The sequence below is a fragment of the Streptomyces sp. NPDC048361 genome (assembly GCF_040651795.1).
Taxonomy (GTDB): domain Bacteria; phylum Actinomycetota; class Actinomycetes; order Streptomycetales; family Streptomycetaceae; genus Streptomyces.
The window spans coordinates 245116-256249 of sequence record NZ_JBEZKW010000002.1 but is presented as its reverse complement, the minus strand read 5'-3'; the positions used below and the strand labels follow the sequence as shown (position 1 = coordinate 256249).

The window sequence follows — 11134 nt, the reverse complement described above, 5'->3', positions numbered from 1 at the left end:
GCGACCACGCTCCCCGTCAAGACGAAGGCGGACGATTTCGCCGGCGACTTGGAGAAGGCCCCGCCAGCCCGTACGCCAATTGACGACCAGCACCCTCAAGGCGCGAACCGGGGTTTGGGGCGGAGCCCCAGAGGCCCGTCCGCAGAGCGCAGGCCGTGCGGGGCTGGGCGCGCAGTTCTCCCGCGGCCCTGAATTACTCCGTGCCGGCCGGCATGCCCGCCCGCCGCGCGCTCGGCTACGTCGGGGTCACGCTCAGGCCGGCCAGGCCCGCACGGCGCAGGGCGATCGAGCCGTACGGGGTGCGCAGGCGGAGCCAGGGGCCGGAAGCGAAGAGGGCCGCCGGTTCGGGGGCGGACGGCGCGCCGGCCGAGGCGAGGGCGCGGACGGGCCGCAGGAAGCCGAGCGACTGGGCCGCGTGCACGGCCCGCAGCGGAAGGTCGGTCGAGCCGAGCTTGCGGGACCATATTTCGCGTCCGATCAGCTCCCGCTCGGCGCTGGTACGCCGTTCCTCGGGCAACGCCGCGTCCCTGGCCCGGAATTCGGCGACGGCAGCCGCGACCGCGCCCCGCATCCGTTCCGGATCGGGGAGCCCCGGCACCTGCCGCCAGCCGCCGCGCGGCGGCAGCAGCCCGGCCCACGGTGGCCCCGTGACGGCCGACGGAACACCCGCGGTGCACGCCGACTCGTCGAGGGATTCCAGGAGTTCACCGGCGGAGACCGTCACGTCGAGGGTGAGTGCGTCGTCGCCGAGGCGGGCCGTGCGGATGGCGAGCACCTCGAAGGACGGCGGCCTGCCGAAGACGGCCAGCGCCCCGCCGCCCGCCTGGAGGCGGACCGCGGCGGCACGGTCGTAGTGGATCAACCGGCCGAGGAAGGCGCCGAGATCCGCCACCTCCCTCGCGTCGTCGAACCGGAGCACCGCGTTCATGCCGCGGCCCGCTCCTGCCCGTCGGCGGCGCCAGTGGCGCCGGTGGTGGTGCCGGCCTGCGGGCCGCCCACGGACGTACCGTCCACAGACACACCATCCACGGACGCCGACGCGTCATCCACCGACGAACCCCCCGCCGTCGCACCGCCGACAGACGCACCGCCCACCGTCGCACCGCCGACCGTCGCACCGCCGACCGACGCACCGTCGTCCAGGTACTTCTGCAGGAAGGCCTTCTCCTCGGCGGTGATCCGCCGCGGCCGGCCCGCCGCGAGGTCGAAGGGCACGACGACGGTGGACGCGGTGACGTACACCTGACCGCCCTCCTCGGGGTCCTTGATCTCGTACGCGATGGTCAGGGACGCCGCGCCGATCTTCGTCACCCACGACTCGATGGTCACCGGCTCGTGCCGGTGCACCAGGGGCCGCTTGTAGTCGATCTCGTGCCGGGCCACGACGGACCCGCCCTGGAACGACGGCGACCCGTCACCCGGTGCGAGCCGGAACATGAAGTCGATGCGGGCTTCCTCCAAGTAGCGGAGGAAGACCACATTGTTGACGTGCCCGAAGGCATCCATGTCCGACCAGCGCATCGGGCAGCGGTAGATGTGACGGCTCACTTGACTCAGCCTCGCGTGAGCTTCTTGTACGTGGCGCGGTGCGGGCGGGCCGCGTCCGCCCCGAGACGCTCGACCTTGTTCTTCTCGTACGACTCGAAGTTGCCCTCGAACCAGTACCACTTGGACTCGCCCTCGTAGGCGAGGATGTGCGTGGCGACCCGGTCCAGGAACCAGCGGTCGTGGGAGATCACGACGGCGGCACCGGGGAACTCCAGGAGCGCGTTCTCCAGCGAGGAGAGCGTCTCGACGTCGAGGTCGTTGGTGGGCTCGTCGAGGAGGAGCAGGTTGCCGCCCTCCTTGAGCGTGAGCGCCAGGTTGAGGCGGTTGCGCTCACCACCGGACAGCACACCGGCGGGCTTCTGCTGGTCCGGGCCCTTGAAGCCGAAGGCGCTGACGTACGCGCGGGACGGCATCTCGACCTGGCCGACGTTGATGTAGTCGAGCTCGTCGGAGACGACGGCCCACAGCGTCTTCTTGGGGTCGATGTTGCCGCGGCTCTGGTCGACGTAGGAGATCTTGACGGTGTCGCCGACCTTGATGGAGCCGTTGTCCGGCGTCTCCAGGCCCTGGATCATCTTGAAGAGCGTGGTCTTGCCGGCGCCGTTGGGGCCGATGACGCCCACGATGCCGTTGCGCGGCAGGGTGAAGCTGAGGTCGTCGATGAGGACCTTGTCGCCGAACGCCTTCGAGAGGTTGTTGACCTCGACGACGATGGAGCCCAGACGCGGGCCCGGCGGGATCTGGATCTCCTCGAAGTCCAGCTTCCGCATCTTGTCGGCTTCGGCGGCCATCTCCTCGTAACGGGCAAGGCGCGCCTTGGACTTGGTCTGGCGCCCCTTGGCGTTGGACCGCACCCACTCCAGCTCTTCCTTGAGCCGCTTCTGACGCTTCTCGTCCTTGCGGCCCTCGACCTTGAGTCGGGTCGACTTCTTGTCGAGGTACGTGGAGTAGTTGCCCTCGTAGGGGATCGCGCGGCCGCGGTCGAGTTCGAGGATCCACTCGGCGACGTTGTTCAGGAAGTACCGGTCGTGGGTGACGGCCACCACGGCGCCCGCGTACTTCGAGAGGTGCTGCTCCAGCCAGTTCACCGACTCGGCGTCGAGGTGGTTGGTGGGCTCGTCGAGGAGGAGCAGGTCCGGGGCCTCGATGAGCAGCTTGCAGAGCGCGACGCGGCGCTTCTCGCCACCGGAGAGGTTGACGACGGGCCAGTCGCCGGGCGGGCAGCCCAGGGCGTCCATGGCCTGCTCCAGCTGGGCGTCGAGGTCCCAGGCGTTGGCGTGGTCCAGGTCCTCCTGGAGCTTGCCCATCTCTTCGAGCAGCGCGTCGGAGTAGTCCGTCGCCATGAGCTCGGCGACCTCGTTGAAGCGCCTGAGCTTGCCCATGATCTCGGCGGCGCCGTCCTGCACGTTCTCCAGGACCGTCTTCGCCTCGTCGAGCTGGGGCTCCTGCATGAGGATGCCGACGCTGTAGCCGGGCGACAGGAACGCGTCACCGTTGGAGGGCTGCTCAAGGCCCGCCATGATCTTGAGAACGGTGGACTTACCGGCACCGTTCGGGCCGACCACACCGATCTTCGCGCCGGGCAGGAAGCTCAGCGTGACGTCGTCAAGGATCACCTTGTCGCCGTGCGCCTTGCGCGTCTTGCGCATGGTGTAGATGTACTCAGCCAAGAGAAACCGTCCGGCAGTGTGAATCGGGCTGTGGGCAGATACACCCCATCTTGCCAGGGGTCCACCCCTGGGAGGAAACGGGTTCCGCCCCACGCCCATGATCCGGACGCCCACCGGGCACCTTGGGTGCCCGTGGAGTGACGTGCTGTCGCCGTCATCCGGCGCCGCGGCCCTGCCACATCGCAACGGCCCCGGTACGCAGATGCGTACCGGGGCCGTCGGCCGTCATCGGGTGGTCACCGCGGGCTCACTCCTGTGGGCTCGCGGGGTTCCGCCCGGTGTCGGGGCTGAGCCGGGTGCTTACTGGCCGGCCGTCTTCTTCTTGCGGAGGAAGAACACCGCGCCGCCACCGACGAGCACCAGGGCGACCGCCGCGCCGGCGATCAGCGGGGTGGAGCTGGAGCTGCCGGTCTCGGCCAGGTTGGTGCCGCCGTTGGTGCCGGTCGAGCTGCCGCCGGCCGAGGCGGGGCTGGGCTTCGAGGACGGGGTCGACGGGGCGGGCGACGGAGTGCCGGTGCCGGCCGTCTTGCAGTCGAGGGTGCCGGAGAAGTGCTGGCCGGCCAGGTCGAAGGCGTAGGTCGAGTCCTCGGCGAGCGGCAGGAAGAACGACCCCGAGGTGCCCGCGGGGACGTTACCCAGGTTCTTGCCGAGCACGACGACGTCGAACGCCTTGCTGCCCTTGTTGCTGACAGCGATGTCGAGGCCACCCTTGGCGCAGTCGTTCTTGACCGTGACCGCCGGAGCGGTGCCCCACTTGGCCGTGGCGACCGCGGTCACCGGCACGTCACTGGTGCTGGCGAGGATGAAGGTCTGGCTGCGGAACTTGCCGTCGGAGATGAAGGCGCGACCGACCGGAACCTTGGTCTGCGTGGTCGCGGTCACCTTGACGGAGTCGTCCGGGGTGCCCTTGGGCACCTTGAAGTAGACCTGGGTGCCGTCGCTGGCGGAGGTGATGACCTTGCCGCTCTTGTCGGTGAGCTGCACGCCGGCCGGGGCGCCGGGCGCAAGGGCAAGGGACACCTTGGAGGAGGTGGCGTTGGTGTGGACGGTCAGGGGCCCGACCTCGCCGCCGGCGGTACCGGAGACCGCATCCTTGTCGAACGCCAGCGAAGCCTTGGGCTCCTTGGCGGCCCTCGCCTCCTTGAGCAGCTTCTTCGTCAGCTTCGCCGCGGCCTTGTCCTGGGGCATGGCCTTGACGTCGTCGGAGAGCGTCCAGATCGCGGCCTGGGTGGCGGCCGCGGCCGTCTCCGGCGTGAGGTCGGCACCGAGGTCACCCGGGGTCACCGCCGGGTAGGAGTTCTGGAGGATCCAGTTGATCTTCCCGGCCGCCTCGGCCTTCCCTGCGAGCGAGGACTCCGCCCAGGTCACTTCCTTGTAGGTGGAGTTGGGCACCGTGTGGTGGTTCAGGTCGATGCAGTACGTCTGGATGACGCCCGCGTTGTCGACCTTGAGCTCGAAGAGGCCGCCCGTGGGGGACGTCTCGACGCCGTGGTCGTTGACGTCGACCGTGGCGCCCACCTTGACGCCCGCGTCCTCCAGGGTGGCGTGCGCACCGGACGAGGTGGCGGCGGGCTTGTCATCCGCGGCGGCCGCGCCCGCGCCGGCTATCGCGCCGACCGCGACGAGACCCGATACGGCTGTGACGGTGGCGAGGCGCAGAGCACCCCGCTTGCGGGCGGAAGGCCCGTGAACGGCTGAAAACACAGAATTCCCCTTCGGGGGCGAGGCGCTTTCGCATGTGGTGCGCGTGCACGGAGGTGCGCGTGGGGGAAGTGCCTCGCCGGCAGACTCAAGTGCCCCGTGAGTACGCGGGAATCCTAGGGATTCGGAAGCCGGCGTTTCGCGGTCACGACATCAGATAACCATTCCGATTCGCAATCGTTATCGCGGAACACGTGTACCCACTCACGGTGTCGACAAATCCCCTGCACAGATGGGGAGTTTCGGGGCATCGACCCCGCTCCACCGGGCTTTCGGGGCCGCTCCGCCACCGCTCCGGACGGCCACTCGCCGGGCCCCCACCGCCACCTCGGATCCCCCAAGTGCCGCCGCCTAGACGCCCATCGGGGCCGTGTCTGAAACTGTGGCCGAAACCGATTCCCATACCACTGGCTCGCCCCCGTTGAACGATCCCGCAGAGCCGGGACCGGGGCCATTGCCCGCCGTGTCCGCCGGCGCCGAGCCGTCCGGCTCCCCCGGTGACCCCGCCTGTTCGGCCCGCCCGGGCCGTTCGGCCGCGACCGCCTCGCCCCTGAACACCCGCCGGAACGCGGTCGTCCCCCGCGTCATGTCATGCCCGATCGCCACCGCGTCGACGTCCGCCGAGAACCAGCGCGTACCGTCCTGGCGTTCTTCGTTGCGCACCTTCAACCGGCCGTGCACCAGCAACGGTTCGCCGATCGCGACGGAGCCCGTCAGGTTCTTTCCGAGCGCACGCGCCGCCCACACCGTGTAGAAGCTCGTCGCCCCGTCGGCCCAGGCCTGCTTCTCCCGGTCGAAGCGGCGCGCGGTCACCGCCATGCGGAACCTCGCCGCGCCGCCCGTCGCCGAGTCCCGCCACTCCACCTGGGTGGCCACATTGCCGACCAGCGTCACCATCGTCTCGTTCACTGCCCTCTACCCCCGCATCCCGGACACCGGCACGGCAGAGAAAAGCCCCGCCCGGTCCAGCCGTCGATCGAACCCTTGCGCTGTCGATCTCCATGCTGGACCGGACGGGGAGTACGTGCAGGGGCCTGTGGATCACCACCGGATTGTGGAAAACCCGCTCACCCCGACGCCCCACGTCACCACAACGCCCCACCTCGGCCCACCCGCCCCGCTTCGACCCAGCCGAACCACCCGAACCGCCTCAGCCAACCCGCCCGGCCCCGGCCCTCGCCCCCGCCGCGGCCCCCGCCCCCACCACCGCCGCGTACTGCTCGCGCACCTCGCGGTAGCGGAGCAGTTCCGCGGCGAGCGGGTCGAGCACCTTGGCCCGACCGCAGGCCGCCGCGGCCTCCCGGAGTCTGCGTTCGACCTCCTGCCCGTAGCGCCGGCCGGGTCCGCGCGCCGCCACCGCGCACGCCCACTCCACCAGCGGCCCGCCCACGACGCCGCCCAGCATCACCAGCGCCGGCACGACCAGGCCGGGTTGCAGGACCCCGACGATCTGGCCGAGCAGCCAGAGCCCGCCCACGATCTGAATCGCCGTCATGGCCATCTGGGCCAGCACCGCCGCCGGCCACCACGGCGGGCGCGGCGAGGTGCCGCGCTCCAGCTCTTCCCGTACCGCGAGGTCGTCCAGCGCCTCGGGCAGCCCCTCCGCGCCGCGTACCGCCGCCTCGCGTACCGCCTGCGCCCAGGGCGCGGGAAGCCCCGCCGTGGCATGGTCGGCGACCGTACGGACGGCCTGTTCGACCCGCTGGCGTGCGGTGACCTGCTCCTCGATCCGGGTGTCGGAGCGCGGCCGCTGGAGGGCCGGGACACGGATCCGGTCGTACCAGCGCCACAGCCGCAGCCAGGGGGTCCCGCAGGCGCGCTGGGCGCTGAGCCGCCATTCGCGTTCGGCGGCCTCGCCCGCCGCGGTGGCGCCGACCGCCGCGGCGAGGCGGTCCGCGAACTCGTCGCGGGCCCGTTCGCCGAGCCCGGGCCTGCCGTCCGCGACGTACAGCGGGCGCAGTTCGACGGCGGCGGCGTCCACGTCGGCGGCGAGCCTGCGGGCCGCCGCGCCGCGCTCCTGCACGAAACGGCCGAGCTGGTCGCGCAGTTCGCCGACGCCCTGGCCGGTCAGCGCGGAGAGCGCGAGCACCGACGCGCCGGGCTCGCCGTGTTCGCCGAGCGCCATGCCGTCCTCGTCGAGCAGCCGGCGCAGATCGTCGAGGACCAGGTCGGCGGCGTCGCCGGGCAGCCGGTCCACCTGGTTCAGGACGACGAAGCTGACCTCGGCGTGACCGGCCATCGGGCGCAGGTAGCGCTCGTGGAGCACGGCGTCGGCGTACTTCTCGGGGTCCACGACCCACACGATCGCGTCGACCAGGGCGAGTACGCGATCGGCGGCCTGCCGGTGCGAGACGACCGCCGAGTCCAGGTCGGGCAGGTCGACGAGGACGAGCCCCTCCAGGTCGCCGCCCGAGCCACCGGCACTGTCCAGCGGCCGGCGGCGCAGCCGGCCGGGGATGCCGAGCCGGTCGAGCAGGCCCGCGGCGCCGTCGGTCCAGCTGCACGCGATGGGCGCGCCGGTGGTCGGGCGGCGCAGTCCGGTGTCCGAGATCTGGCTTCTGGCCAGGGCGTTGAAGAGAGTGGACTTACCGCTTCCGGTGGCGCCCGCGACGGCGACGACGGTGTGCCGCGCGGACAGGCGCTGGCGTGCGGACGCCTCGTCGAGCACCCGCCCCGCTTCAGCGAGCGCCTGGGCGTCGAGCCGCGTACGGGAGAGGCCGACCAGTTCACGCAGCGCGTCGAGGCGTCCGCGTACCGCGCCGACGTAAGGGCCGCCGATGGGTTCGAACGCGGCGTCCTGCGGTTCCTCGTCGCCCTGTTCGAGGACGGATGTCATCTCGCCGGGCTCGGCGGCGCGCCGCGCGATCAGCCCGTCGGCCCAGCGGTCCTCGGCCTCCTGCGTCATGCGGCTTTCCTCTCCTTCTGCACTACGGACAGTGCGGCGATCAGCCCGGCCTGCGGCTCGGGTGTCACCTCAAGGGCGTCCAGCGGCGCGAGCCGCCGTTCGCGTTCGGCGCCGAGCACCTGGTCGATGTAGGTGGCGACGAGTTCGCCGCCCTTGTCGCGAAGGCGCAGCGCGCCGTGGGCGCCGATCCGCTCGGCGAGCCGCTCGCCCGCCCGGCGCGCCCGGCGGCCGCCGAGCAGGGCGGCGGCGAGCAGCGCGGCCACGGTCTCGGGGTCGGGCGCCACCGAGCGTTCCATTTCCCGTACTTCGTCCTCGGCCAGCTCTTCGAGCACCCGCCGCCAGCGTCGTACGGCGAGCCCGATGCGGTCTTCTGGGTCCTGGTGGCGTACGCCGTCGGCGAGGCGGGCCGCCGCCGGTTCGCGCGCCCATGCCTCCCTGACGCGCTCGTCGGCGGCGGCCGCCGCGCAGCGCAGGAGCTCGGCGAGGCTGTCCACGAGCGCGTCAAGGAGTTCGGCGGAGGAGGCGCCGCCGGGGTGGGCGCGCCAGCGGGTGAGGGCGTCCCCGGCGAGCACCTCGCCGGCCTGGAGGCGGCGCCGCACCCGAGCGCCTTCCTTGCCGTACGCGTCCTCGACCGCGCCGGTGAGGCGTACGGCCGCGGCGTACTGGGCTGCGACGGCCGAAGCGAGCTCCGGCATGCGGGCGTTGAGCGACTCGATCGCGCCGGACGCGGTGCGGGCGACGGCCTGCTGGCGGGCGGCGGGGTCCTGGCTGCGGTGGGTGAGCCAGGTGCGCAGCGCGGCGACGGCGTTGGAGGGCAGCAGGCCGTGCGAGGCCCCGGCGGACTCGGGCAGTTCGGGCACGGTGAACCGCGGTACCTCGCCGAGCCCGGCGCGGGTGAGCAAGGCCCCGTACTGCCGCGAGACTTCGGCGAGCACCTGGTGGGGTACCCGGTCGAGCACGGTGACGAGGGTGGCGTCGTACTCCTTCGCGGTACGCAGCAGATGCCAGGGGACGGCGTCGGCGTAGCGGGAGGCGGTGGTGACCATGACCCAGACGTCGGCGGCGCAGATGAGTTCGGCGGCCAGGATGCGGTTGCTCACGACGAGCGAGTCGATGTCCGGGGCGTCGAGCAGGGCGAGCCCGCGCGGCAGGGTGGCGGCGGTCTCGACGCGTACCGATTCGTCGTCGTCCCCGCAGGGCAGGTCGTCGGGTTCGGCGTCCTCGTGCTGCTGCGGCAGCCAGACGCGGGTGAGGCCGGGCAGCACGCGCACCCCGGTGAACCACTCCTTGTCGTCGGGGTGGCAGACGAGCACCGGCGTACGGGTGGTGGGCCGCAGCACGCCCGCCTGGCTGACCCGCCTGCCCACAAGGGAGTTGACGAGGGTGGACTTTCCGGCACCGGTGGAGCCGCCGATGACCGCGAGCATCGGGGCTTCGGGGTCGCGCAGTCGTGGCAGCAGGTAGTCGTCGAGCTGTGCGAGCAGCTCGCTGCGGGTCTGCCGGGCACGTGGCGCCCCCGGCAGGGGCAGCGGGAGGCGCACGGCGGCGACACTGTCGCGCAGGGCGGAGAGTGCGTCGATGAGCTGAGGCCGTACGTCCAAGGTCACCACATGTGAAGAATGCCCAATTTTGGCGGCTTTTTGAAGCGTATGGCTACTTTCCGCGCGCGTCCGTACGCCAGCGGGACGCGCCGAACGGACACAGGGGACACATGGGATGAGTGGGACGCAGGCATAACGAGTGCACAACACCCTGCGCCGCGAGCGTCAAAAGCGCTGCAGGATTCGCACCCGCCTGCGATTATCGGTTCGCTTCACCGAACCTCCACATCGTGCCACGCAGGTGAAGCAACCGGGACGAGGTGACAGGAGCCCTATCCTTGTCCCCGGCAAGGTCACCGGCCCGGGACCAGTCCCGGACCAGCACCCCTGCCCGCCCGGGGCTCCAGGCCACCGAGGCCCCATCCGGCCCCCGTAGCTCAGTGGATAGAGCAGGCGCCTTCTAAGCGCTTGGCCGCAGGTTCGAGTCCTGCCGGGGGCGCCCAGCTCGACCGGGCGCTCGGCCCTCCTTCGGGAGGGCCTTTTTGCTGGTCGGAGCAGCGTACCGAGCGCGGCCGGTAGCGCCGGCGTAGATGCCGGAACCGCCCCTGGTGAGCCCCGAGCGGGTAGGGCTCCGACGGCATCACCCCAGTGCGCCTTCGCCGACCTCATCACCAGCGGCATGCCCGACCGTCATCTGCGCCGGGTCAGATCCCGGTACAGATCCCGGCGAGGCGTTCACCCAGGCCGTCGAACTCCAGCTGCCCGAGGCCCACGTGATCGGCTCGTCGGCCGGACTCCACGCCTGCCTCCAACTCCCGGACGGCATCGCCGAGTCCATGTACGTCATCAAGGACGCCATCGAAGAACAGCGCTCCGCGCGGAACCGCTCCCTCGACGCCGTCCGGGCCCCGGCCTACGCCGGCGACTGACCGTCCGCACGCCGTGGCCCGCCCGCCTTGGCACGCCGGATGAACTCCTCGATCAGAGCGGGGTCTTTGACGCCTCGGCGCGCCTCGACTCCGCTCGACACGTCGACGCCCCACGGGCGGGCCGCCCCGATCGCCTCGCGGACATTGCCCGGGCCGAGCCCACCGGCCAGCATCCACCGGCCGGCGGGCGGGGTGGCGCCGAGGGCGGACCAGTCCCACGGCTCCCCCGAACCCGGGCTCGGGGAGTCCAGGATCAGCAGGTCCTCGCCGAAGTCGCCGCAGGCCGCGCCCGCCGCCGACGCCGCCGCGGTGGCGCGCACCAGCGTCAGACCCAGCTCCCGCAGCGCGGCGAAGGCCGCCGGCGGGTGCGTGCCGTGCAGCTGCACCGACCCGATCCCGGCGGCGCGCACCGTCTCGCGGACGAACGCGAGCGGCTCGTCCCGGAACACCCCCACCGTCAGCACACCGGCCGGGACCTCCTCGACCAGTCGCCGGACCACATCGGAGTCAACCCGGCGTGGACTATCCGTGAATACGAAGCCGAGCGCGTCGGCACCCGCGTCGACCGCGGCCGCGATATCCGGCGCCGTACTCAGCCCACAGATCTTGACGAACATCTGTCCCCGCTCTCTGAATCCCAGCATCATTCCAACAATTCAGTGTGTGCCGCCTCGAAGCGGTCTGCCCTCCGCCGGCGACCAGTCCATCTCGTACGGCTTGACCGCGGTCTCGATGGCGGGCCGCACCCGCTCGGCGTCGCGGCCCGGAACCGGAAGGTTCCGGCGGTGTGCACGGCGCCGAGGCGACGGGGGGCTCGTCAGCGCGGGACGGTGCGCGGCT

Annotated in this window: 8 protein-coding genes, 1 tRNA gene and 1 pseudogene; 2 read left to right on the top strand and 8 right to left on the bottom strand. The window is 71.7% G+C overall.

The features are described from left to right. Positions 1-235: 235 nt before the first annotated feature. From AB0D31_RS02350 to AB0D31_RS02320, 7 genes and pseudogenes are all read right to left on the bottom strand, one after another. Complete coding sequence (locus AB0D31_RS02350) at positions 236-928, bottom strand: hypothetical protein (RefSeq protein WP_362715789.1); 693 nt, start codon at positions 926-928, stop codon at positions 236-238. A gap of 206 nt (positions 929-1134) precedes the next feature. Continuing rightward, a pseudogene (locus AB0D31_RS02345) lies at positions 1135-1548 on the bottom strand (thioesterase family protein); the annotation flags it as partial. 5 nt (positions 1549-1553) lie between these two features. Continuing rightward, positions 1554-3218, bottom strand: coding sequence for an energy-dependent translational throttle protein EttA (ettA, locus tag AB0D31_RS02340; RefSeq protein ID WP_362715786.1), 1665 nt, complete (start codon positions 3216-3218; stop codon positions 1554-1556). A gap of 300 nt (positions 3219-3518) precedes the next feature. Further along, positions 3519-4922 carry a thioester domain-containing protein gene (locus AB0D31_RS02335; RefSeq protein WP_362715784.1) on the bottom strand — a complete coding sequence of 468 codons (1404 nt, stop codon included), beginning with the start codon at positions 4920-4922 and terminating at the stop codon, positions 3519-3521. Positions 4923-5270: 348 nt separating this feature from the next. Continuing rightward, the gene (locus AB0D31_RS02330; RefSeq protein WP_362715782.1) at positions 5271-5828 is read right to left on the bottom strand and encodes a single-stranded DNA-binding protein; all 558 of its coding nucleotides are present in this window, start codon (positions 5826-5828) and stop codon (positions 5271-5273) included. Between the two features lie 241 nt (positions 5829-6069). Then, entirely contained in the window at positions 6070-7824 is a 1755-nt protein-coding gene (locus AB0D31_RS02325; protein ID WP_362715779.1) for a GTPase, read from the bottom strand. Further along, positions 7821-9425, bottom strand: coding sequence for a dynamin family protein (locus tag AB0D31_RS02320; RefSeq protein ID WP_362715835.1), 1605 nt, complete (start codon positions 9423-9425; stop codon positions 7821-7823). The genes AB0D31_RS02325 and AB0D31_RS02320 overlap by 4 nt, the downstream gene beginning before the upstream one ends. 366 nt (positions 9426-9791) lie before the next feature. On the opposite strand from AB0D31_RS02320, the gene AB0D31_RS02315 reads away from it, so the two are divergent. Further along, positions 9792-9864: transfer RNA gene (locus AB0D31_RS02315), tRNA-Arg, on the top strand. Positions 9865-9955: 91 nt separating this feature from the next. Beyond that, positions 9956-10294, top strand: coding sequence for a hypothetical protein (locus AB0D31_RS02310; protein ID WP_362715777.1), 339 nt, complete (start codon positions 9956-9958; stop codon positions 10292-10294). Here AB0D31_RS02310 and AB0D31_RS02305 read toward each other — a convergent pair. Then, a complete protein-coding gene (locus tag AB0D31_RS02305; RefSeq protein WP_362715774.1) occupies positions 10279-10938 on the bottom strand; it encodes a phosphoribosylanthranilate isomerase in 660 nt (219 codons plus the stop codon). The two genes, AB0D31_RS02310 and AB0D31_RS02305, sit on opposite strands and share 16 nt — an antisense overlap. Between the last annotated feature and the right edge of the window lie 196 nt (positions 10939-11134).

What these genes read in the sequence shown, in the direction of transcription:
- AB0D31_RS02305 (WP_362715774.1), bottom strand. Translation starts at nt 10,938, where the DNA reads ATGCTGGGATTCAGAGAGCGGGGACAGATGTTCGTCAAGATCTGTGGG.
- AB0D31_RS02350 (WP_362715789.1), bottom strand. Translation starts at nt 928, where the DNA reads ATGAACGCGGTGCTCCGGTTCGACGACGCGAGGGAGGTGGCGGATCTC.
- AB0D31_RS02325 (WP_362715779.1), bottom strand. Translation starts at nt 7,824, where the DNA reads ATGACGCAGGAGGCCGAGGACCGCTGGGCCGACGGGCTGATCGCGCGG.
- AB0D31_RS02310 (WP_362715777.1), top strand. Translation starts at nt 9,956, where the DNA reads ATGCCGGAACCGCCCCTGGTGAGCCCCGAGCGGGTAGGGCTCCGACGG.